Here is a 23,670-nt window from a genome sequence, read left to right as displayed (position 1 = left end):
TTAATCCCTAAATAATAGAAGGGATTCAGTCTCTTGCAACGAAATTAACATAATTATATAGTATTCTTTCTAATCATGGTGATAGCTTTATCTTTACTATCTATTATACTAAAACATTCATTCCAAAAATTTTTTTATGAGGTGAAAACATGAACAAAACAGAATTGATTAAAAACGTAGCTCAATCAGCTGATATTTCTCAAAAGGACGCTTCTGCAGCTGTACAATCCGTATTTGACACAATTGCTAATGCATTACAATCTGGAGATAAAGTTCAACTAATCGGGTTTGGAACTTTTGAAGTACGCGAAAGATCTGCTCGTACAGGACGTAATCCGCAAACTGGCGAAGAAATTCAAATCGCCGCTGGTAAAGTTCCTGCATTTAAAGCGGGTAAAGAATTAAAAGAAGCTGTTAAATAAAAACAAGAAACCAGCCATTTTATAGGCTGGTTTCTTGTTTTTATTTAAGCAATTGCTTTATATTCTCTGCATGATACACTTCACAAATATAAAATACACATTTGCAGTTACTTACAATTTGATACTTTCTAGTTGGATACACATTCGCTGTAACAGAACATCCATCAAACAATTCAATAATATTTCCAGATGGCTGATATCCTTCATATAATACATTTCTTCTTACTTCCATCTTTTCTATAAGCTTTTCAACAGGAATATTTCCACTCTCTAATTCACTCTTTATTGCGTCCGGTAAAAACGAAGTGTCTGCAAAAATTAGATTTTCAGATAACACCTTTCCTTTATAACTAACATTAGATACACGGTAAAGAAATGTTCCATCTTTATCAAAGAAATTCTTTGCTTCTTTCGGAATGTACTGTCTACCAAGTGCCTCTTGTTCAAGAACATCAAACTGAACTGTATCATTTAAAAGCTTTTCTAAAGCATGAATGGATGATGTATCTCCAGAAAATAAAATATTTTTAATTGCTTGTACATTATAAATGAATTCATTCTTTCTATTTTCCGCTACTAACATGAGGAACACCTCTTCTGTAATTTTTTTATTTAAGATTTAAAAGTGCTGCCGCGTCTAATTGCGTAATTTCAGTCACTTCCTTACTGAATATTGCAACAGAAGCCCTATAATCTAAACTAGGCCTTACATCTTCCATCATTGTATTACTTGCTAACTCTTGTCTATCCTTAAAAACCAACAAGTTTGGAGGATCATTTGGAGCTGATACTGTAATATGTACTGGTGGAATCATTAGTCCTTCACCTGTCGCTTTCAGCACCGCTTCTTTTCGAGTCCAATATGTTAAAAAACCTTCTATTTTCTGTTCATTTGGCAGTTTCATAACTTGCGCTATTTCAATTTCTGTTAATACACCTTCTGCCATTTTCATAACATCTATACTTGGATTCATTTGTTCTACATCTATGCCAACAGGTACAGATTTTGTAAATGCAACGACAACCCACTCACCTGAATGCGAAACGGATAATTGCGGCATACCTTCTGGTAATTGTGGTCTTCCATGCTGCAATTTACATACTGAGCACATTCGATCAATTGGTACTTGGACTGGTGACATAGAAAGTATCTTGCCGAGAACTAATCTACTTATTACGCAACCTATTATAAAACGAGCTCGATCTGCCGAATGATGATACGAATTTGCTTTCTCTCGCTCTATATCATTTAGTAAATTGTAATGCCATGATTGTAAATCCGAAATTCTTGCCCACCATATTTGACAATCATTCTCATTCAAAGTTGGAATAGAATCTACAACTTTACTTTCTATCATGTAAACTCTCCTTTATTCAACAAATATCAATTTTCATAAAAAAGCATACGTATATTGTTATTCATTGACAAGTACTTTCTCTTTTTCTGATACAGATAATGTTTTTTCTTTCTTCTTTGACATTACCTCTTTATCGGAAATACGTAAAGAAAATAGTAGTGCTATGAGCAAAAATATTGCTGACCCAATTAATGCTGCTTGATATGGTAAAAAATCGGATTGAACGTTATTACCTCCAAAACCAGCTAGTATACTAGCTAAAACCGCTACTCCTATTGCTGAACCTAGTCGATTTTGCACATTGAATATAGTAGTCGCTCTCCCCATAGAAGGCGGCGTGATATTGTTAAAGGCAGAAAATTGAACCGCACCGACAGATTGACCTAAGAAAATACCGATACCAAACAATAATGCCCGGATTTGCCACGGATTCGTATCATGATTTACAAAACTCAATAAAACAAATATAACCGCCGTACATATTAATCCAATAGAAATTACCTTTCGAGCTCCTAATTTCTTATATGACCATGGTACAATTTGTGAAGAAATCATTAATCCAATCGCCTCTGGAAATGTCGTAAGTCCTGATTCCAGTGCAGAAACTCCTATCACATTTTGATACATAAGAGGAAAAACAAATAACATTCCTAATAAACCAGCTGATGAAAATAATGATATAATGCTCATCTTTCTAAAGACTGGTTCTTTTAATAAGCGTAAATCTAACATCGGTTGCTTTACTTTCAGTTCTACAATTATAAACAATGTAATGAATACAACCCCAGCTATCCCAGTACTCATAATTTCTGAAGAAATCCACCCTTTTGATGGTCCCTGGCTGAGTGCATATATGAGCATCGCAAATCCTGGTGCTGATAAAATAAAGCCGAGCGAATCAAAGCGACCAGCTGATTTTTCAACATGTTCTGCTAAAAATAGAAGTCCAAATAGCAATGCAACGATTCCAAACGGTAGATTAATATAAAATGCCCAACGCCAAGACATTTGATCTACAAAGAAACCACCGATGATAGGACCAATTGCTGGTGCTACAGCAATTGGAAGTATAATGAACCGGGAAATCTTCGGTCTTTCCTCTGGTGAAAATGTTCGAAATAACATCGCCATTCCAACCGGTGTTAAAAGCCCTCCGCCAGCACCTTGAATAATACGGAAAATATTCAATGAAGTAATATCGTTAGCCATTCCGCATAAAGCAGATGCAATTGTAAATACGAAAAGAGCAATTAAAAATACTCTTTTCGTACCAAAACGATCTCCTAACCAACCAGAAATCGGAAGGAAAACAGCTAAACTAACTAAATACCCAACATTCACCGTCCCCATTGCAGATGGAGGTACTTGTAGTTCTCTACTTATCGTTTGCAGTGCTACATTTACAATCGTTGCGTCCATCGCAGCCATAAACATCGCAGTTATATAAACGATACTTACAACTACTTTTGGATTTAGTTTTTCTTTCATTATCGTTTTCCTACTAATGTTTTTTCGCAAACTTGATTACCTTGTGGATTCAAATCTTCCCAGTTATATTCAACATATTCTAAGCAACTCTGCCTACTAGCTTCTTCATATACGACATTCCAGCCAATAGGTACATCGAGAAAAGCAGGCCAGAGAGAATACTGGCCCTCCTCATTTATTAATACTTTATATGTGTAATTATCATTTTCAAATGGATTCGTCATACTCTACTTACCCCTTTCTTATTCTGCAAATATTTCGCTAATACTTGCCCAATTTCCGTAAGTGGACCTGGCTGACATAGATCTTTATGTCTACAATCAATATCGTGCTGCACAATTTGCCCGTCTAAATAATTTAGCCACGTATTTGGAGAAATAGGATCAAACCAGTCTGGTATAACAGTAGATCTAAAGAATAAGATATCTCCGTTATAAACTTTTGGTACATATTTCCCTAACAACCCTACTGAATTTACATATGTTTCTTTCAAGTTCAATATAGTCTCTTCTTCAAGACTTGCTAATGCACTTCCATCTTTACGAAGGATTTCAACTGCACTTTCCATTGTAAGTGGTTTACCATCCATGTTATCTGGGTCATATCCGCCTAAAGCAAGTAATGCAATTAACGCTTCCTCTTCAGTAGGCGCTTCCGTATTTGGTAAGAAGTGTCCAGGATAAGAATCAAGCATAACGAGTAATTCTACTTCTTCCCCTTCATTTTGTAGTTGCGCCGCCATTGCATGCACAACATTTCCTCCAAGCGACCAACCTAATAAACGATATGGTCCATAAGGCTGTACTTCACGAACATGTTTCAAGTAATCCGCCGCCATCTCCTCTAAACTTTTTGGAAGTTCTTCATTTTTAGCAATACCACGTGCTTGTACACCATAGATTGGATAATCTTTTCCTAAAGATTTCATAAGTCCTGCATAGCACCAACTTAATCCACCTGCTGGATGTACACAAAATAGTGGTAATTGATCCCCGCTTGCTCGTAATGGAAGCAACACATCAAGTGCACTTTGACCATTCCCCATCTCAAGTCTTTCAGCTAACCCTGCAACAGTCGGTGCTGCAAATAAAGTGCCAATGTTTAGTTCCACTCCAAGCGCCTCTTTCATGCGGCTCATAAGCTGCACTGCAAGGAGTGAATGGCCACCAAGATCAAAGAATCCGTCATCAATTCCAATTTGAGGTACACTTAGCACTTCTGTAAACAAGTCACATAACATTTCTTCTTGCGGTGTTCTTGGACCACGACTAGAAGATGATGCGATAAATTCTGGAGCTGGCAATGCCTTTCTATCTAATTTACCGTTTGGAGTTAAAGGTAACTCATTTACTACTACAAAAGCGTATGGAACCATATAATCTGGTAAACTACCACTAGCAAACTGACGCATTTCATTCGTATCAATCGCTTCATTATTTGATGCAACGATATAAGAAACTAACCGTTTATCCCCTGGTTGATCTTCCCGTACAATAACGGCTACTTGCTCAACTTTAGGGTGCTTCATTATGACTGCTTCTATTTCTCCTAATTCAATTCGGAACCCACGAATTTTGATTTGATGATCTGCACGTCCTATATAATCTAGCGTCCCATCTTTACGCCAGCGAGCTAAGTCTCCTGTACGATACATTCTTGTACCTGGCTTGCCAAATGGATCTGCGATAAAGCGTTCAGCCGTTAATCCTGCTCTTCCTAAATATCCACGCGCAAGCCCTGCACCTGCAACATACATTTCTCCAACTACTCCAGGTGGCACTGGTTGTAAATAGTTGTCTAACACATACACTTTAAGGTCAGGTATACTGCACCCAATTAAACTATTTGCTCGTAAAGAGACGATAGTTTCATCTATTTCAATATAACTAACATGTACTGTCGTCTCCGTAATACCGTACATATTAATAAGCTTTGGTGCGTTATGAGGATGTCGACTATACCAATCTTCTAAGCGACTTAGCTCAAGTGCTTCTCCTCCAAAAACAACATATCGTAAAGATAATTTTTGGCCAATCTCTGCATTTTCACGATCTGCTTGCATCAATTGATAGAAAGCTGATGGAGTTTGGTTTAAAACCGTAACCTTTTCTTTAACAAGAAGCTGTAAAAATTCTTTCGGCGAGCGACTTACAGTATGTGGCACTACAACTAAACGCCCTCCATATAATAAAGGTCCCCAAATTTCCCAAACCGAGAAATCAAAAGCATATGAATGGAACATCGTCCAAACATCGTTTTCGTCAAACTGGAACCAATGATCAGTTGCTCCTAAAAGTCTTACTACATTTTGATGAGGTATCATAACGCCTTTCGGTCTACCCGTTGACCCTGACGTATAAATAACGTAAGCAATATGTGATGGAGATAATGGCTTAATTCGTTCCACTTCATCAATATTGTCTTCACTATATTTCTCAACTTCTGCTATTACTTTTACATTATCAATTAAAACTTTTAGTGCCTCATTACATTCAATTTCCACTTCTGAATTCATTAAAACACATGATGGTTTCGCATCGTGTAGCATAAATGAAATACGGTCTGCTGGGTAATCTGGATCTAACGGAAGGTATCCAGCACCAGCTTTAAGAACAGCTAATAAGCTTACAACCATGTTTAATGATCTTGGCATCGCTAAAGCAACGAGTTGATCAGGACCAATCCCTTTTGCTATTAGGAATCGAGCTATTTTATTTGCTTTTCTATTTAACTCTTCATAAGTTAATTTCTTATCTTCAAAGACAACAGCAATAGAATTTGGATTTATATGAGCCTGCTTTTCAAATAATTGTGGCAATGTCATTTCTGGTGCAATTTGAAAACCACCATTCCACTTTTCTAACACTGTATTTTTCTCTGCTACAGTTAATATTTCTAATCTACCAATTGATTGATCCGGATTTGTAACTGCATCATCTAATAACAAAATGAATCGTTCTATTAGTTTTTGAACCGTTTCACGTTTATATAAATCGGTACTAAACTCTAGTAATCCATGTAAACCGTTCGGAGTACCATCAACCCCGTTACTCTCACTAATTTCAAATGTTAAATCAAATTTTGCAGAACCGACGCTTTGAATTTCAAGGCTCGCTTCTAAACCTGGTACATGAAACGTTGCTTCTGGTGTATTTTGAAAAGCTAACATAACTTGAAACAACGGGTGGCTGTTTCGAGTACGTACTGGATTTAACACTTCAACAAGCCTTTCAAATGGAACATCTTGATTTTCATAAGCTGCAAGATTTACCTGCTTCACTCTATTTAATAATTCTTTAAAACTTGGATCTCCTGACGTATTTGTACGTAACACTAATGTATTTACAAATAAACCAACAATATCTGAAAGTACATCATCATTTCTTCCAGCAATCGGACTTCCAATTGGTATATCAGTGCCTGCACCTAATCTTGTAAATAGTGCACTAAGCCCTGCTTGCAATACCATAAACAAACTAACTCCATTTTTACGTGCAAGCTCTACTAACCTACTATGCATACCTTCATCTATATGAAAATGAATTGTTTCCCCGCGGTAACTCGTCTCAATTGGACGCTGGAAATCTGTAGGTAACTCCATTTGGTCTGGTAAACCTTTAAGTTCTTCTTTCCAAAAATCTAATTGTGTTGAAATAAGACTCTCTGGTGTCGTTTCATCACCTAGCAATTGCTGTTGCCAAAGTGCATAATCTGCGTATTGAACTGGAAGTGACTCCAGCTGAACTCTGTCACCTTGACATCGCGCTTTATACGCCGCTGTAAAATCTCTCGTTAACGGCTGTAATGACCAGCCATCACCTACAATATGATGTAATAGAATTAATAATACATGTTCGTTTTCACTCACTGTAAAAAGTTGCAAACGAACTGCCGGCTCAAAATCGAGGTTAAAGCTATATCTTACCGCCTCTGAAAGTACACTTTCTAATTCATCTTTACATGTATTAGTTATAACCATTTCTAGATTTAAGTTTTCCATATCTAAAATTTTCTGATAGGAACTACCTAATACGTTAGGGAAAATTGTTCTAAGTGTTTCATGTTTCTCAACTACATCATAAAAAGCACCTTGTAATGCTTCCCGATTCAATATTCCATTCATACGAATGACTAGCGGAATATTATAAGTAGGACTTGGACCTTCTAAACAATTTAAGAACCATAACCTGCGCTGTGCAAATGAAAGTGGAACTTCATTTGGCCTACTTGCTTTCTGAATAGCTGGTCTTGCGCTTTTTGCATGGTTTAATTGTTTCGCCAGTTCGGCAACAGTTGGTGATTCAAATAGTTTCCCAATTCCTAATTCCACACTTAACGTTTCACGAATTCTTGCCATTAAACGAGATGCAATAAGTGAATGTCCACCCATTTCAAAGAAATTATCATCAATGCTAATTCGAGAAACACCAAGTACTTCTGCAAATAAATCACATAATATTTCTTCTTTCGGATTTCTAGCAACTCTCTCATTGTGCATTCCATTAAAATCAGGAGCAGGTAATTTCTTTCTGTCAACCTTACCATTTGGCGTTAATGGTAGTTCTTCTAGCACAACAAATGCCGATGGTATCATATAATTCGCTAAACTTTCTGAAACATAAGAACGAATTTCTGAAAGATTAATCGGTTCCTTTTCTTCTGCAACGATATACGCAATGATGCGTTTATCATTTGGACGATCTTCTCGTACCATTACTATCGCTTGTTGAATATTTTCATGTCGTTGTAATACCGTTTCAATTTCAGCTAATTCAATTCGGAATCCACGAATTTTAATTTGATGATCTGCGCGACTAATGTACTCTAACGCACCATCACTACGCCATTTCACGAGATCTCCTGTACGGTACATGCGCTTCCCTGATTCTCCATAAGGATTTGCAATAAACCGTTCAGCTGTTAACTCCGGTTTTCCTAAATATCCGCTTGCAAGTCCCTCCCCTGCAATATATAATTCCCCAATAACTCCAGGTGGAACTGGTTGTAACCCTGCATCCAATACATACACTTCTGTATTGCAAATTGGCTTTCCAATAGGAGGTATACCCTTTTCACCTTCATCAATGTTCATGAAAGTAGACCAAATCGTCGTTTCAGTTGGTCCATATAAATTAGTTATTGAGCAACCTAATTCTTTTAATTTATTTGCTAAATGCTCTGGAAGAGCTTCACCACCAACAAGTATATTTAGCCCTTGTAGCTTCTCTGGATAATCAGTTACTAACGCCTGCCAAAGCGTCGGTGTAGCCTGCATAATGGTCACTCTTTCTTCTTGTAAAAGTGTCGTTAATGCTGATGGCTCTTGTATGTCTTCTTTTTGCGCAATTGTTAAACTTGCACCACTAATAAGAGGTAAATAAATTTCTAGAGCAGAAATATCAAACGCAAACGTTGTAACTGCTAATAAATGATCATTTTCATTTAATGAAAACTTTTGTTGCATAGCCATTAAAAAGTTACTTAAACCTCTCATAGGAACAATTACACCTTTTGGGTTTCCTGTTGAGCCTGAAGTATATATTGTATAGGCTGGGTTTAAAAGTGATACATCATTCTTACATGCTATATTCATACGAGAATATGTATGTAACGCTAGTTTCGTTTCTTCTTCATCTAATACAATTTTTTTCATATCATTTTCTATAACTAACTTAGATGAAACAGATGAATGTGTTATGATACAAACTGGTTTTGCATCATTTACTATATAATTAATTCTTTCTGCTGGGTATTCTGGATCTATTGGTAAATACGCTGCACCAGCCTTTAAGACTGCTAGCATACTAACTACCATTTCTATTGATCTAGGGAATACTAAAGCTACAAACTGGTTTGGTCGTATTCCTTCTTCTACTAAATAATGTGCTAGTTCATTCGCTCGTTCATTTAGCTCTTTATACGTAAGGTTTACACCGTCACAAGTAATGGCTAGTTTATTGGGATTTTTTTGCACTTGTTTTTCAAATGATATAGGCAGACTGATTAACTCATCGTCTTCCTTCGTTTCATTCCATTCCAATAAAACTTTATGATTTTCTTCAGGCAGAGTAATGTTTATTTTTCCAATCGACTCGTTTTTCTCATAATTATTTACTACTAATTCAAACAGATTCATAAATCTTTCTTTATGCAATGCTAGCTCCGCGCCATTATATACTTCAGGATTTGCATCAAAATGAATCATTAGCTCATTTTGATCAAAACGTTTATATACATTTATTGATAAATCATCGACAGGTCCTGCTGATAAATTATGCGTAATACCACGATTTCCAGCAAAATTTAGCCCGTAATCAAAAGGCATAACATTCACTAACGGTCCAAACAACCTTTGATTTTCACCTAGTAACTTTAAGTCTCTTCTTAATTCCTCATGACGGTATTTATAATGGCGACGTACATCTCGGATTTCTTTAGAAACTTGTTGCAATAATTCCGCAAGAGTTATATTTGGAGTTACTGTAATACGAAGTGGCACTAAATTCATTACCATACTTGGTGTATGAATAGATACCGAACCTAGACGTCCCATCATCGGTAAACCTAAAGCAATATCATTTTCACCTGTTAATTTATGCATATAAATACTTGTTATAGCGACAATGAATTCCGGCCAACTTGTTAACGAAATATTGATATCTTCTAGTAAAGTTTTCGTGCTAGAACTAGATAAATAAGCTGTTTCTCGTGAAAATCCATTTGATGTTCTCGGTGCTCGTTCTGCCAAACTTACAACTTCTGGTTCATCTGCATACTTTTCTAACCAAAAAATACGATCTTCCTGAAATTGTTTAGACTCACGATACTCAATATCTTCTTGCACGACTTTTGCAAGAGAACCAAATGGTTTTTCATTCTTGTTTGTTTCTTCTATAAGTGATGTATACTCATTCGCTACTTTTTGGCTAAGAAGTGAAAATCCATAGCCATCCATCACAATGTGATGGATGCGCTGATACCAAAAGAAACGATTATTTTCAACTTGAATAAGTGCTTCAGTAAATAAAGTATCTTTTTTCAAATCGACTGGCATAGATAAATCATTTTTCATCCATACTTTAGCAGCTTCTTCAGGGTTTTCTTCTTTCCGAACGTCAATAAAATGCATATGAAACTGTGATTCTTCAATAACTTGCCATGGGCCAATTTCATCCTCTTCGAAGCGAACGTGAAGTGCTTCTGCTTCCATTACAACTTTACGTACAGCTAATTCAAAAATGTCTTGATGAATATTCCCGTTTATTTCTACATATTCCCCAGTATTATATATCGGATTAAGCGGATCTAATTGTTGCGCAAACCACATACCAGACTGCGCAGATGATAACGAATGACGAATCTTTTGACTGTTAGGCATTCTTTACTACCCCTTTATTATGTAGTCTATTTGTTACAGCACCTGTGCTGTTTGTGAAGATAGTAAACTGTACCAACCTGCAACAGTTGGACGTTCTGCTAAATGTGCAAAAGTGATTTCTTTCCCTTCACGACGCCACTTCTCTACTAAACTCATAATTCTGACCGAATCAAGCCCTCTATTTAATAAGTCCTCATCAATATCAATACTCTCTACTGGCTCACGAAGTAGTTGTGCAACTAGTTCATGCACTTCCTGTATAGTGATTCCTTCACTCTCATCATCTTTTACACTTTGTAAATCGTTTAACAGTAGGTTTGTTGATGTCGTTACTGCACATCTATTAGATGCATACTCCAATGCTTGTTTATGATGCTCTAGTGAAAAATCAGCAACTGCATCTGCTACAAAGAACGGCTCTATACCATCCATAAATGCTTCACAAGCTGTTAAAAGACAGCCAATATGCGCATAAATACCGCAAATAATGAGTTGATCTTTTCCTTGTTCATTTAAAATTTCTAATAGATTTGTCTTTTTAAATGCACTATATCTCCATTTTGTGAGGAATATATCATCCTCATCAGGAGTAAGTTCATCAACAATTTTCTTTTTATCTGGTCCAGCAGGTATACCGTCACCCCAAAAGTCTTGTAATAAACCTCGTTGTTCTAACGTTTGCCCACCAGGTTGTGCTGTATAAACAACTGGTATACCAAGTTCCTTACATTTTTCTCTTATCATTTTAATATTTGAAATAAGTTCTACTTTTGGTGATTCTTTATCGCTATATGCATCAAGAAAATATTCTTGCATGTCATGAATTAAAAGTACTGCACGTTTCGGATCTGGTGTCCAATTCACTTTATTTTTTGGTAGTTCTGATTCAATTGGCATTTTATATACTGAAATAGATGGGATAGCCATCTAATCACTTCCTTCCGGTTTTTATTATTGTTTTACTGTAATAAGTTTTTCAGCAATGACTTTACGTAGTTCTTTTTTGCTGACTTTTCCGACTCCTGTTTGCGGGAATGCTTCAATAAATTCAATTCGATCTGGAATTTTATAAGCCGCTATACCACGTTCTCTTAAAAACATTTTTAATTCACTTACTGCTGGAACTTGTCCGCGAGCTATAACAAAAGCACAGGTGCGTTCACCTAAATAATCGTCAGGCATAGATACAATTGCTACGTCATGGACCGAATCGTGTGCTAATAGATGATTTTCAACTTCTTCCGCAGCAACTTTCTCACCACCGCGGTTAATTTGATCTTTATCTCTTCCTTCTACAATGATGTATCCTTGTTCATTTACTTTTACAAGATCACCTGTGCGATAAAATCCATCCTTTGTAAATGATCGTGCATTATGCTCTTCGGCTTTATAGTAACCACGAATTGTATATGGACCTCTTGTTAATAAACTACCTACTTCGCCAGGTTGTACATCGTTGTCATTTTCATCAACAACTCGTACTTCATCGAGTGCAGACATTGGTCTACCTTGTGTATAAATAATAAATTCTTCCGGATCATCTAATCTTGTATAGTTCACTAATCCTTCCGCCATACCGAACACTTGCTGTAACGTACATCCAAATGTAGGACGTATACGTTTTGCAACCTCAGCGCTAAACTTAGCACCACCTACTTGAATAACCTCTAGGCTTGATAAATCGGCATTACGAGAAGATGCAGCATCAAGCCAAATCATTGCTAATGGCGGAACGAGCGCTGTAATTGTAACTTTTTCTTTTTCGATAAGAGCAAAGGCCTCATCTGGACTACCACCAGTTGCCAATACCACTTTTCCACCCGCATAGAAAGTTCCAAATGTCCCTGGAGAACTCATTGGGTAATTGTGTGCTACTGGAAGAACTGCCATATAGACGCTTTCTGCATTCAAATTACAAATTTCAGCGCTAACACGTAAACTATAAATATAGTCATCATGTGTTCTAGGAATTAATTTAGAAAGACCTGTTGTGCCTCCTGATAATTGGAGAAATGCAACATCACTTGGCTGAACTTCTGGTAATGAGACGGGATCCATATACAGATCATTTATGTTCACAAACTCTTCTTCTTCTCCCACTACAATTACATGTTGTAAAGTTGGCACTTTCTCTTTCACTTCTCTTGCTAATTTTCGATAATCAAAACCGAGAGCCTTATCTGAAATAACGTAAGCGCTCGCCTCGCCAAACTCACAAAAATAACTAATTTCACTGCTTCGATGTGAAGGTAGTGCAAAGACAGGAAGCGCTCCAATTCGAAATAGTGCAAAGCATATTTCGAAAAACTCGATAATGTTAGGTAACTGGATTACAACTCTGTCCTCTTTCTTTATTCCTAAATTCAGTAAACCTGCTGCTAAACGATCTACCTTTTTATTAAGTTCACTATATGTTATATGCTTCTTACCACTTACAACCGCGATTCGATCTCCATATTTCTCAGCCCGCTCTCTTAACACTCCTCCAAATGTTTCACCAAGCCAACATCCTGCTTCTCGGTAACGATCGGCAAATTCTTTTGGCCATTCTGTATAACCTACTAGCATTCTTTCTTCCCCCTATTTTTCATTAAGTGAACTATCTCTTAACCCTAAAGCTTTTAGCATTGTTTGGAACTTAGCTGATGTTTCTGCTAACTCATCTTCTGGTTTTGACTCAGCAACAACTCCAGCTCCTGCATATAAACGAAGTGTATTTTCTTGTACTTCAGCACAACGAATTGTAACAATCCATTCTCCATCTCCATTTAAATCGCTCCATCCTAGCATTCCTGTAAAGAACTCGCGGTCAAATGGCTCAATATGCTGTATAGCTTCTCTTGCTTTTTCCATCGGAGTTCCGCAAACTGCTGGCGTAGGATGAAGGGCAATTGCTAATTGTAAAGAAGAAGTATTTGGATCCTTAAGTTCACCTTTCACTTCTGTAGACAAATGCCACATCGCCTCACTATGAATAACTGATGGCTTTTCTGGAACATGTAATGTATGACAATACGGACGAAGTGCAGCGGCAACCGCTTCAACTACTACCGCATGTTCATGTAAATCTTTTGGCGAAGAAAGTAATTCCTCTGCTCTTCTTTTATCTTCTACTGGGTCCTCACTACGTGGCCTTGAACCAGCTAACGGGTTAGAAATAACTTGCATACCATTACGTGAAACAAGTAATTCAGGGCTTGCTCCAATTAGCGTCTTACTGTTCTCTTTTTCATCTTTCGGTAAATTTACAGCAAATGTATAACCATGCTTATTATGCTCTGCTAATTCTCGCAGAAGTTTTTGCTTATCAATCTTTTCGGAAGATTTAACATCTAACGATCTGGATAGAACGATTTTCTTTAAATCACCGTCCTGTATTTTTTCAATTCCTTGCTTCACACCATTCATATAAACTTCAGGGTCTGGCACTGGTGTCATTTCAAATGTTACATTCTCATTTGTTTCAAGCTGATTTGTTGTATCCAATTGTAAACGCTCAGAAATTCTGCTATATTCTGGTACGATGAGTTGGACTTCTTTTCTACGATCAAATGGCAAAGCACCCACAACGATAGGATTTGGATTTCCAGCTTGTTTCGCATTACTTAATGTCGCTTGCACAAGCTCTGGGAAACTTTCAATTTCACGATGCTTTACTGTAGTAAACTCTCCTTCTGCTAATATCGTTCGAGTTGGTGAAGCGAAAAAGAATGAAGATTCAGTCTTATAATCTTCTAAAAGTTTTTCTGACAATTCCTTTACAGCTATATGTTCATTCATAATATAATAACCTCCTGAATTTTTATTAAACTCCTAACGTAGCACCGCCATCAACACATAAATTGTGCATTGTAATATGACTTGCTCTATCTGAGGCTAAAAATAACACTGCTTCAGCAACTTCTGAAGGTTGTGCAATTTTTTGTAATGGAATTCCGAGTCTATATGTATTTTGAGAACCAGCAATTATATTTTTAGCTCCATTCTCATCAGCCCATAGTAATCTTTGCATCTCAGTTTCAGTAGAACCTGGAGAAACTAAGTTGCAGCGTATATTGTATGCCGCAAGCTCTAGTCCTAAACATTTCATAAACATCGTCGTTGCGGCCTTTGACGCAGCATACGCAGCCATCTCCATTCTTGGCGTATTTGCCGCATTTGAACCGACTGTAACAATTGCCCCCGATTTTCTTAACATCATATTTTTACTTACCGCTCGGGACATATTGAAAACCCCTGTAGTATTTACAGAGAATGTTTTAGTCCAATCTTCATCACTTAACGAATGAATTGGTCCCATACGTAAAACCCCTGCAACATTTATTAAAATATCTATTGGCGCTATTTCATTTGCAATATGATTTACCATGTCTTCAACAGCGGCGCTATCACTCACATCTAAACGAAACGTTTTCATACGTGTATTGTTTAATTCATTTTGATTTAAGAGTACATTTAACCCCTCTTCATTTTGATCAACCGCAATAACTGTGGCTCCTCTTTCTAAAAACATTTTGGCAACGACACTGCCTATGCCTTGTGCTGCACCTGTTACTAAAACTGTTTTCCCATCAAATTCCCCTAAGTTCATTTTCTCTATCCTTTCACATAAACATTAATTTCATTAAGTAACACCGATGATATTGATTTTCATTATCAGTTGTGTTGTAAAAAATAATACACTTACTAAACTAATTGGTCAAGTGCGCATTACTTTAAAATTCATTTTATTGATAATGTTTTTCATTTACCATCTTACACCGAAATGATAATGTTTCTCAATAAACTTGTCAATCTTTTTTTATTTTTCAGATAAACCATTTTAATGCTTCTTAATAAAATCATATGTAAACGCATTAAAAGTACTTATATTATAAATAAAATTCAAAGTCCTCTTTTTAAAATTGAAAAAACTAAACTAGAGATACGTTCATTTACAATGCTTTATAAAAAACTCAAGTATATATTTTCTCAATATTTTTCTGAAAATATATCTTACAAATACTAATGAATGTCTCCTTTATCATTTAAGATTTAATATATATTTCGAATACGATGTATCAATTTATTATATTCCAAATGGGTATTCCACTCATTTTTACATCTATAAAAATCCCAAAAGTAATTTAACCTTGTTAAAATAACTCATAAAAAAGCATCCTAATTAATAGAATAGGATGCTTTTTCGTAATCATAGTGTTATAGAAGATTTGTATACTTATGCTACGCTGCGATACTCTTCTTCTTTTTCTTTTTTCTGCTTAGGTGCTTGAATTAAAATTGCGATAATGAATGACACGACACATAATACACCTATTACCATGAACGTTGGTTTGAATCCACCTAGAAGTGCACCGATAAAGGAACCTGCAAGCGCCCCAAATCCAAATCCTTGATACACAATTCCGTAGTTCTTACTATGGTTTTTCATACCGAAGAAATCACCAACAATAGCTGGGAAAATAGTGATATTTCCACCAAAGCAAAACGCTACACTTGCTACACATACGAAGTAAATACCATAATTTAAATCTACAAAACTTAGAACTAAGACTGAACTCGCCATAACAACAAAAGTACCAGTAACGATTTTTAAACGCCCAATTTTATCCGATAACGGTCCTAAAATGATACGACCTAATGTATTGAAGATTGCAACCATAGCCACCGCATTAGCAGCTGTTGCTGCGCTAAGTCCTACAAGTTGAACCCCAATGTCTTTTACCATACCAATTAAGTATAAGCCACTCATACATGATGTAAATAACATGATAAATAATAAGTATACTTGTTTTGTGCCTAACATTTCTTTCGTTGTGTATTCCTCAGTTTTTGTTTCATGAACTGCTCCTTGATCTGCAGCTTGATGGATTAAACAAGCACCAATTATAATCATAGCTGTAACAATTAAACCCCAGTATATAAATGCTTGGGATACACCAACTGATTCAATCAACTGTGCGTTAACGTATTTAAAGATTAAGCTACCTGAACCATATGCAGAGACAGAAATACCAGCAATTAAACCTTTACGCTCTGGAAACCACTTTATTAAATTTGATAGTGAAGTGATATATGCTGTACCATCTGCATAACCTACAACAACTCCCGCTAGTACATAAAGTAATATTAATGAGGATGCTTGTGAGCTAAGTATTAATCCTAGTCCTAATGCTAATCCAGCTATCATAATAAGTTTACGAAGTCCCCATTTTTCTTGCAATTTACTCGCAAATAAAGTTGAAAATGCTAAAGAAAGACTAGTAATTGAGAAAGTTATCGCAACAGCGTTAAGACTCCAACCGTATTTACTAACTAAAGGCTGATTGAATAAACTCCATGTATATATCGTCCCAAGCCCCATTTGTACTATAACTGTGCCAAGGACAACAAGCCATGGATTAACAGTTGATTTTTTCATACCTTTCCGCCTCCTCTTTCTATTTCAATGCTATTCGCTAAATTTACTTTTTTTATGTTCATTTTGGTCACCTCTTTTGATTTAACACCTTCATTGTATAAGATGTTTTTGTTTATGTAAGCACTTACAAGACAGAGCGTCAAAAACGTAGAATCAGTTACAAAAAACGAAGGATGAAATACAAAAAACTACTGATTAAATACAATAGAAAAATTTTTTATACTTCAATCCACCTTATTTTTTATAAAATCACAAATTTTTTTCCAATAAATAAAACTAAATATTCACTAATATATCTATCCGTGGTTTAATATATATAATAAAAAAATATTTCTGTCTTTAATGAGGAGGTACTATGAAAGCAAACGTAGGGGATACTATACTTTTTCAACGAAATAATTTAAAGATTACAGGATCTGTATTAAAACTTTATACTGAATCGGTCTTAGTTGAAATTACAAATGTAAGCGGTGGTACTTTTGAATTTGATCGAACAATTGTAAATCATAAAAACTATAAAGTTTTAAATACAAATACATAAAACACCACAAAATAGCCCCTGCTCAACAGCAGGGGCTATTTTATATAAAAATATTTCACTAGTTTATATACCCTAAAACATTAACAATCTTACTCGCTTTTAAATTGTTAATATGATAATAAATTTCTAAACCTCTTCTCTCTGCTCGTAACACTTTACCCTTCATTTTTGATAAATGTTGTGAAACAGTAGATTGCGGAATATTCAGTAACTCTGTTAATTGTGTTACATTACAAGTTTTTCTCGTACTTAATTCATTTACAATTTGCAGTCGGATTGGATGCGCCATAATTTTTAAAATATCTACATCTTCTTCTGAAACTAAAGTTTTTCTCATTTCACTCGTATATGTTGTCATAAGACATTCCCCTTTTATATGAATTCCATATTCATAAGATCTATTTCCAAATTTTTTAAAACCCTTGATTAAAACTTTCATATAGAAATAAAAGGATTTTAAATTTTTGAAAACAGAACTTACATTCACTTTATTTATTTATTTGGTACATATACATAATACAATGTTAATATGTGCTCTATGTGAAGTTCACATAAATTTATGATGAAGATTTACTTAGCCACTCGCATCCTACTCATCTAATTACCCACTGCATAAAATCATCAGTTATTTTAACACATTTTAGGCGTTTGTATATACTATTTATAAAACAACTTTTATAAAGGGGGATTCATATGCCTACAGCGTTACAAGAAGAAGTCGAAGAAGCACGGGAAACATATGTCAGTCGTATCATCTTAGTTGGAGGATCCGCTTTATTTTTAGTAGGCGGGGTTATCTCAGCAATTTCAGCCTTTAAAACTTATAATCGTTTGGAGAATACGCCGCCTTCTACAGATAATTCATAGATATTTTATAAAATAAAACGTCGCCTCCAATATGAAGAGACGACGTTTTATTATTCATACATATGACACTAAAAGTATCGGTAGATTCCCTACTCCATTTTCTAAGCTTACTTCACCACAAACCTAGTCTGACTACACCCATCCTTCTGCTTCGTTACTTCTAATACAGCTGGCATTGCGTTTTTCAGCTCTTGAACGTGTGAGATGACACCGATAAATCGGCCTGATTTTTGTAAGTCAATTAAGGCATCTACCGCTTTCGTTAACGATTCTTCATCTAATGAACCGAACCCTTCATCGATGAACATCGTTTCGATGGAAATACCGCCTTCATATGCTTGAATGACATCTGCCATTCCTAGCGCTAAGCAAAGTGATGCGTTAAATTTCTCTCCGCCGGATAATGTTTTTACATCGCGCGTTTGGCCAGTGTATGCATCGTACACATCTAAGCCTAATCCACTTTGACGGTTTCTTTTTTCAACTCGTTCACTTCGTTTTAAATAAAATTGTCCATTTGATAATTTACGTAGTCGTTCGTTTGCGATTTGAACAATTTGTTCTAGATACTCAATTAAGATGTAACGTTCAAATGATATACGACTTTCGTTATCACCTTTCATTACTTCATATAAATCAACAAGTTCTTGGAATGCTTTTTCTTCCTCGTGAATTTGTTCGTCAATACGTCTAATGTTTTCATGTAAATCAGAAATATATGTTACCGCATTTTGCGCACGTTGACGTTTTTCTTTAATTATATCAAGATTAATTTCTAGATTTTTTATGTGTTCACCTAAAGATGTAATATCCATATACTCTTTATCTTTTAATTCTGAGTTTAACTCTTCAATTTGTTTTGCAAGCACTTCAAGCGATGAATAATAACCTTGAATTTCTTTTTGTAACATCTCCATCTCGGGATCGCTTAATTTGGCTTTTTTATACGTGAATTCATCTGTAAACCCGCTTTGTTCTAGCTCTTTCATAAAGCGTGCGAAAGTCTCTTCTTTCTTTAATTTTGCACTTTCAAATTGATTAGAAGCACCTTTTTGTTCTGCTTGAATACGTATATTTTCATTTTGCCAATGCTGATACGCTTCCTGCACTTTCTTCCATTCGTCCTCCATTAACCTAAGTTCCTGCATAGCTTGGTCAAACTGTGCTTTCCAAGCTTGTACTGTTTGTAAGTTTTCTGGAATATTTCGTTTATCATGTTCATATGACGTACGAAGTTGCATACACTCCATTTCTGTACGGTGCTGCATTGTTTCCAATTCTCGTTTTTGTTTCTGAAGTTCTTCTATTTTTTCTTCTACGCTTTTCATGTTCGCAGCAATCTGCTTACGTGTTTCTTCACTTGCTTTTAACGTATTAACATCTGCAGCTAATTGTTTTCCTTTTTGAACAAGTGCACTATATGTTTCAGCTAATTTTTCCGAATTGTAGCCGCGCTTCACAACTTCTTCTATCACTTGTTCATATTGTAGTCGATAGAAATTCCATTTCTCCTCTACTTGCACATGGAATTTTTCAGCAATGTTCTTCTTATCTCTTAAATCGTTTAACTCTTTTTCATCGATCGCATTACTTTGCTCTGTAGCTTTTTGTGGATGACTCGTACTACCACATACCGGACAAGATTCACCGTCATGTAAATGAAGAGCTAATATACCAGCTTGTTCACTTAACCAGCGGCGCTCCATGTTTTCATATGCACGAACTGCCACTTGCATTTTATTATTTGCCGCTTCTTTTTCTTGCTCGAATTTTTGTTTTTCTTGCCAAACATCATATGCTTGTTTTAAAACTTTTGCATCTTCTCGCATATTCGTTAGTTCTTCCACTTTAGCTACATATTGCTCAAGTGCTTGTTCTAATTGCTGCAATTCATCAGACATTCTCTGTTTTTGGTTTGTATGCTCTTCTAGTTGTTGATCTAACTTTTGCATACTTTCTTTTAATTTCCCTATTTGAATTTCGGCATTTTGTAAATTCAGCTTTCTCTCAGCTAATGATTCAATAATCGCTTGTAACTCTTCTAATCTTTGAACAAGTTTTTTAGCCTCTTCTCGTTCAGCTTCTTTATTCTTTACTACTTCATACTTCTCCTGAGCAAGTTCAAAGCTATTCATTATCTGTTCTTGTTTGACGATTATCTGTTTTAACAAACTTTCAGCTTTCTGCTCATTTTCCATCGCTTCTTCATACCATTGTTCAAATGGTAATAAGTGCTTTGCTTGTTCCGCACGTTTAAAGAATTTTTCTTTCCTTTCAATTACTGCACGGTTCTCTTGTAAAGTGTTATATTTCTCATTCTTTTGTTGTAAATCTATAAATTTCTCATTTACAGATTTTGCTGCATGAAAACGTGTTTCTGCATCCTTTAATTGCTTCGTTTGAACATCTTGTTCTACTTGTAATTGCTCAACCTCTGCCTTATACACGGTTGTTTCTTGTTCTAACGCTTCTACTACTTGATGCGTATTTACATGTTCTTGTGCCACTAATGTCTCTAATAATGCTCCATCACGGATTGGTAATTTAAAAACATTACGGAAATAGAGCTCTCTCTCTTTTTGTTTTTCTTGTAAGACGTCTTTCCATTGTTTTCTCTTTTGATCAAGTAACTCACGCATTAATTTATAACGATCCGTTTTAAAAATACGACGTAAAATCTCTTCTTTGTTTTCCGTCTCAGATGTTAATAGTTTTCGGAATTCCCCTTGGGGTAACATAACAATTTGGCTAAATTGATGTTTACTTAACCCAATTAAATCTTCCACTTTTTTGTTTACGTCTGTTACATGAAAACGATCGACGGCTGGAACGTTTTCTCCATCAATAACTTCATATAATTCTACTGCATGTCCTGTAATAGTCTTATTCCCTTGTTTTTTATGTCCAAGTTGTCGTTTTATTTCATAGCGTTTCCCTTTTAACTGAAAGGTTAATTCAACACTTGTATAAACATTATCATCAGCAAATTGACTTCGAAGCATGCTCGTATCACTACGTTCTTCTCCACTAGCCTCACCATATAACACATAACAAATCGCATCAAAAATCGTTGTTTTTCCAGCTCCTGTATTCCCAGAAATAGCGAAAATACGATGTTCTCCAAGATCTTCAAAATCGATTATTTCTTTCTGTTTATATGGCCCGAATGCTGTCATAATAAGCTGAATCGGTCTCATCCTCGTTCACCTTCCCGTTCTTGCACTGTTTGTAATACATCTATAAATAGGCGTTCTTTCTCTTCTGATAAATCTAACCCCTTCATTTCTTTATAGAAAGCCTTTAAAAGAGATAAATCATCCGTTTTATGTCTTGAAACAGTTACTTCATTTGTATCTGTGAGTTCTCGTCTTTGCATCGCTCTTTCAACGTGCATTGCATTTGGATATACAGATCGTATTTTCTCCATTGGCTGTAAGACAGGGTTTTCGTCTAATAATTTTACAAATACGTAATCTTCACTTACTGGGTGCTGTAATAATTCATCTATTTTCGCTTCTACTGTTCGCATTTTACGACGTGGTGAAAGTAACCTTTTTTCAATTGCTACTTCACCAGTTTCATTCAGTTGTACAATGTAATAGCCTTTTTTATGTTTCTCTTCAGAAATTGAATAGGCAAGTGGTGAACCTGAATATCGAATCGTCTCATTACGTACGAAATGCGCTTGATGTAAATGTCCAAGCGCTGTGTAATGAAACTTATCAAAATAATGACTATTTACATATTCAGCACCACCAATTGAAAGTGGTCGTTCTGCATCACTTGTATTCTCCTCCGCTTCTCCTGAAGAAGTTACAAATGCATGTCCAACAAATACATGTCTAGCTTCTTTATCCATCGTTTCAGAGAGCTCATTCATAAAAATGCGCATCGCATCATCATGAGAACGTATGTCTTCATTTTTCAACACGTGCCTCACTATGCTTGGGTCTGCATACGGTATTAGATGGAAGTGAACCTCTCCATATTCATCATTTAGTACAACAGGTTCATACGGGAATTGAAATTGACCTGCAATATGTAATCCTTGTTTTTTCATTAAACTACTTCCAAAATGGATACGATCCGGACTATCATGATTACCAGCTACCGCAATAACTGGTGTTTGCAAATCAATAACTATTTTTTGCAGCACATCATTTAATAAGTCTACTGCTTCTGTAGGTGGAATTGCTCGGTCATATAAATCCCCTGCAATAATTACAGCATCTGGTTTTTCTTCTTCAACAGCCTGTACAAACTGATCTAATACAATCTTTTGGTCTTCAGTCATATACACGCCATGAACAAGCTTACCTAAATGCCAATCCGCTGTATGAAATAACTTCATATTTTTCTACTCCTTTTAATTTACTGATTTTAGTGAAACGAGTTGATAGTTTATTGTAGTTTTTCCGTTCTCCCACTCTAGCTTCAATATCGTTGCACTTCCAATTCTTTCTTCATTTGATTTATATAAAGGCAATATTTCTTGAACTGTAAATAAGTGATAACCATCCAATATTAATTGAAATATATTTTCTTCAATATGTAATCTTACTTCTTTTTCATTTGAAATAATTTTTGTGTGCATCTCAAATTTCATGATAGATACAACCCCTTTTTATAATCTCTACATTTTAATAGTATAGTGGCTATGCAAGATTGACAAGTACATACACAGCAAAGTACACACTTTTCTATTGTTATATGTTTTATGTATTTTATATAAAATACGGTATGTGAAATTTTATATTTTCCCCAAAATAAAAATGTCTATTATGACATCTTTATTTTTGTATAAAGTCTTTCATTACATAATATAAAACGGTAATTAAGACGATTGCGACGAAAAATGAGAACACTGCGACAATGTAGCCATCTTTATTTAATAAAATACAGAATGAAATAGATATTATAAAAATCGGAAATACGAGACGTACTTTATCCTTCACTTCTTCTGTCGTATCTGTATGATGAAAATACTGCGTTATTCCTATCATTAAAAAAGACAAAATAATAACCGACAATAGTAAAGGTCCTGGCATTCCGATTTCTCCTTTCTCTATTTCTAATTCAGTGTAAAATTTTTTATTACAATTGTACGATTTATTTTTTCTTCAAACACACTTTTAGAATTGATAATGAACATTTCACACCTATATAATAGCGCTTTTATCATTATAACTTCAAAT

At 35.4% G+C, this 23,670-nt stretch carries 18 protein-coding genes; 3 read left to right on the top strand and 15 right to left on the bottom strand.

The window, feature by feature from the left end; genetic code table 11:
- The first annotated feature begins 149 nt into the window (after nucleotides 1-149).
- Nucleotides 150-422 (top strand): HU family DNA-binding protein, encoded by a 273-nt coding sequence (locus NST27_RS11300; RefSeq protein ID WP_001043905.1) that lies wholly within the window; start codon nucleotides 150-152, stop codon nucleotides 420-422.
- 40 nt (nucleotides 423-462) lie between these two features.
- On the opposite strand, the gene NST27_RS11295 is transcribed toward NST27_RS11300, so the two are convergent.
- The 10 genes from NST27_RS11295 to NST27_RS11250 form a co-directional block, all read right to left on the bottom strand.
- Nucleotides 463-1,005 (bottom strand): hypothetical protein, encoded by a 543-nt coding sequence (locus NST27_RS11295; protein ID WP_000959119.1) that lies wholly within the window; start codon nucleotides 1,003-1,005, stop codon nucleotides 463-465.
- A gap of 25 nt (nucleotides 1,006-1,030) precedes the next feature.
- Nucleotides 1,031-1,780 (bottom strand): 4'-phosphopantetheinyl transferase Sfp, encoded by a 750-nt coding sequence (gene sfp / locus NST27_RS11290; RefSeq protein ID WP_000573002.1) that lies wholly within the window; start codon nucleotides 1,778-1,780, stop codon nucleotides 1,031-1,033.
- A 57-nt stretch (nucleotides 1,781-1,837) separates the two neighbouring features.
- A complete protein-coding gene (locus NST27_RS11285; protein ID WP_000660202.1) occupies nucleotides 1,838-3,268 on the bottom strand; it encodes an MDR family MFS transporter in 1,431 nt (476 codons plus the stop codon).
- Complete coding sequence (locus NST27_RS11280; protein WP_000184056.1) at nucleotides 3,268-3,492, bottom strand: MbtH family protein; 225 nt, start codon at nucleotides 3,490-3,492, stop codon at nucleotides 3,268-3,270. Before NST27_RS11280 ends, NST27_RS11285 begins: the two co-directional genes overlap by 1 nt.
- On the bottom strand, nucleotides 3,489-10,646 hold the full coding sequence (locus NST27_RS11275) for an amino acid adenylation domain-containing protein (RefSeq protein ID WP_001133898.1): 7,158 nt from the start codon (nucleotides 10,644-10,646) through the stop codon (nucleotides 3,489-3,491). The genes NST27_RS11280 and NST27_RS11275 overlap by 4 nt, the downstream gene beginning before the upstream one ends.
- Nucleotides 10,647-10,679: 33 nt before the next feature.
- A complete protein-coding gene (locus NST27_RS11270) occupies nucleotides 10,680-11,573 on the bottom strand; it encodes an isochorismatase family protein (RefSeq protein WP_001007253.1) in 894 nt (297 codons plus the stop codon).
- A 24-nt stretch (nucleotides 11,574-11,597) separates the two neighbouring features.
- Nucleotides 11,598-13,214, bottom strand: coding sequence for a (2,3-dihydroxybenzoyl)adenylate synthase (locus tag NST27_RS11265; RefSeq protein WP_000960119.1), 1,617 nt, complete (start codon nucleotides 13,212-13,214; stop codon nucleotides 11,598-11,600).
- A 12-nt stretch (nucleotides 13,215-13,226) separates the two neighbouring features.
- A complete protein-coding gene (gene dhbC, locus NST27_RS11260) occupies nucleotides 13,227-14,426 on the bottom strand; it encodes an isochorismate synthase DhbC (RefSeq protein WP_001002075.1) in 1,200 nt (399 codons plus the stop codon).
- Between the two features lie 25 nt (nucleotides 14,427-14,451).
- Entirely contained in the window at nucleotides 14,452-15,237 is a 786-nt protein-coding gene (gene dhbA, locus NST27_RS11255; protein ID WP_001048432.1) for a 2,3-dihydro-2,3-dihydroxybenzoate dehydrogenase, read from the bottom strand.
- Between the two features lie 627 nt (nucleotides 15,238-15,864).
- Nucleotides 15,865-17,067, bottom strand: a complete 1,203-nt coding sequence (locus NST27_RS11250; protein ID WP_000750125.1) for an L-lactate MFS transporter — start codon at nucleotides 17,065-17,067, stop codon at nucleotides 15,865-15,867.
- Between the two features lie 355 nt (nucleotides 17,068-17,422).
- Between NST27_RS11250 and NST27_RS11245 the strand changes: the two genes are divergently transcribed.
- Nucleotides 17,423-17,608, top strand: a complete 186-nt coding sequence (locus NST27_RS11245) for a YkvS family protein (RefSeq protein ID WP_000646793.1) — start codon at nucleotides 17,423-17,425, stop codon at nucleotides 17,606-17,608.
- Between the two features lie 58 nt (nucleotides 17,609-17,666).
- On the opposite strand, the gene NST27_RS11240 is transcribed toward NST27_RS11245, so the two are convergent.
- A complete protein-coding gene (locus tag NST27_RS11240) occupies nucleotides 17,667-17,966 on the bottom strand; it encodes an ArsR/SmtB family transcription factor (RefSeq protein ID WP_000214801.1) in 300 nt (99 codons plus the stop codon).
- A gap of 335 nt (nucleotides 17,967-18,301) precedes the next feature.
- Between NST27_RS11240 and NST27_RS11235 the strand changes: the two genes are divergently transcribed.
- Nucleotides 18,302-18,475: a hypothetical protein gene (locus tag NST27_RS11235; protein WP_001141667.1), complete on the top strand. Its 174-nt coding sequence runs from the start codon at nucleotides 18,302-18,304 to the stop codon at nucleotides 18,473-18,475.
- 107 nt (nucleotides 18,476-18,582) lie between these two features.
- On the opposite strand, the gene NST27_RS11230 is transcribed toward NST27_RS11235, so the two are convergent.
- From NST27_RS11230 to NST27_RS11215, 4 genes are all read right to left on the bottom strand, one after another.
- Nucleotides 18,583-21,672 (bottom strand): AAA family ATPase, encoded by a 3,090-nt coding sequence (locus NST27_RS11230; RefSeq protein WP_001247419.1) that lies wholly within the window; start codon nucleotides 21,670-21,672, stop codon nucleotides 18,583-18,585.
- On the bottom strand, nucleotides 21,669-22,826 hold the full coding sequence (locus NST27_RS11225) for an exonuclease SbcCD subunit D (RefSeq protein ID WP_000765146.1): 1,158 nt from the start codon (nucleotides 22,824-22,826) through the stop codon (nucleotides 21,669-21,671). Before NST27_RS11225 ends, NST27_RS11230 begins: the two co-directional genes overlap by 4 nt.
- A gap of 15 nt (nucleotides 22,827-22,841) precedes the next feature.
- Nucleotides 22,842-23,081 carry a DUF2584 family protein gene (locus tag NST27_RS11220; protein ID WP_000667346.1) on the bottom strand — a complete coding sequence of 80 codons (240 nt, stop codon included), beginning with the start codon at nucleotides 23,079-23,081 and terminating at the stop codon, nucleotides 22,842-22,844.
- Between the two features lie 184 nt (nucleotides 23,082-23,265).
- Nucleotides 23,266-23,523 carry a hypothetical protein gene (locus NST27_RS11215; protein ID WP_001119404.1) on the bottom strand — a complete coding sequence of 86 codons (258 nt, stop codon included), beginning with the start codon at nucleotides 23,521-23,523 and terminating at the stop codon, nucleotides 23,266-23,268.
- Between the last annotated feature and the right edge of the window lie 147 nt (nucleotides 23,524-23,670).

Origin of the sequence: Bacillus sp. FSL W8-0770, from assembly GCF_038008705.1 — a bacterium.
Lineage (GTDB): Bacteria > Bacillota > Bacilli > Bacillales > Bacillaceae_G > Bacillus_A > Bacillus_A cereus.
Note: the sequence above shows the minus strand (reverse complement) of the source record. Positions and strands in the feature narration are given on the sequence as shown.

Excerpts from the sequence above, each read along its gene's own strand:
- NST27_RS11300 (WP_001043905.1), top strand. The coding sequence starts at position 150 with ATGAACAAAACAGAATTGATTAAAAACGTAGCTCAATCAGCTGATATT.
- NST27_RS11295 (WP_000959119.1), bottom strand. The coding sequence starts at position 1,005 with ATGTTAGTAGCGGAAAATAGAAAGAATGAATTCATTTATAATGTACAA.
- sfp (WP_000573002.1), bottom strand. The coding sequence starts at position 1,780 with ATGATAGAAAGTAAAGTTGTAGATTCTATTCCAACTTTGAATGAGAAT.
- NST27_RS11285 (WP_000660202.1), bottom strand. The coding sequence starts at position 3,268 with ATGAAAGAAAAACTAAATCCAAAAGTAGTTGTAAGTATCGTTTATATA.
- NST27_RS11280 (WP_000184056.1), bottom strand. The coding sequence starts at position 3,492 with ATGACGAATCCATTTGAAAATGATAATTACACATATAAAGTATTAATA.
- NST27_RS11275 (WP_001133898.1), bottom strand. The coding sequence starts at position 10,646 with ATGCCTAACAGTCAAAAGATTCGTCATTCGTTATCATCTGCGCAGTCT.
- NST27_RS11270 (WP_001007253.1), bottom strand. The coding sequence starts at position 11,573 with ATGGCTATCCCATCTATTTCAGTATATAAAATGCCAATTGAATCAGAA.
- NST27_RS11265 (WP_000960119.1), bottom strand. The coding sequence starts at position 13,214 with ATGCTAGTAGGTTATACAGAATGGCCAAAAGAATTTGCCGATCGTTAC.
- dhbC (WP_001002075.1), bottom strand. The coding sequence starts at position 14,426 with ATGAATGAACATATAGCTGTAAAGGAATTGTCAGAAAAACTTTTAGAA.
- dhbA (WP_001048432.1), bottom strand. The coding sequence starts at position 15,237 with ATGAACTTAGGGGAATTTGATGGGAAAACAGTTTTAGTAACAGGTGCA.
- NST27_RS11250 (WP_000750125.1), bottom strand. The coding sequence starts at position 17,067 with ATGAAAAAATCAACTGTTAATCCATGGCTTGTTGTCCTTGGCACAGTT.
- NST27_RS11245 (WP_000646793.1), top strand. The coding sequence starts at position 17,423 with ATGAAAGCAAACGTAGGGGATACTATACTTTTTCAACGAAATAATTTA.
- NST27_RS11240 (WP_000214801.1), bottom strand. The coding sequence starts at position 17,966 with ATGACAACATATACGAGTGAAATGAGAAAAACTTTAGTTTCAGAAGAA.
- NST27_RS11235 (WP_001141667.1), top strand. The coding sequence starts at position 18,302 with ATGCCTACAGCGTTACAAGAAGAAGTCGAAGAAGCACGGGAAACATAT.
- NST27_RS11230 (WP_001247419.1), bottom strand. The coding sequence starts at position 21,672 with ATGAGACCGATTCAGCTTATTATGACAGCATTCGGGCCATATAAACAG.
- NST27_RS11225 (WP_000765146.1), bottom strand. The coding sequence starts at position 22,826 with ATGAAGTTATTTCATACAGCGGATTGGCATTTAGGTAAGCTTGTTCAT.
- NST27_RS11220 (WP_000667346.1), bottom strand. The coding sequence starts at position 23,081 with ATGAAATTTGAGATGCACACAAAAATTATTTCAAATGAAAAAGAAGTA.
- NST27_RS11215 (WP_001119404.1), bottom strand. The coding sequence starts at position 23,523 with ATGCCAGGACCTTTACTATTGTCGGTTATTATTTTGTCTTTTTTAATG.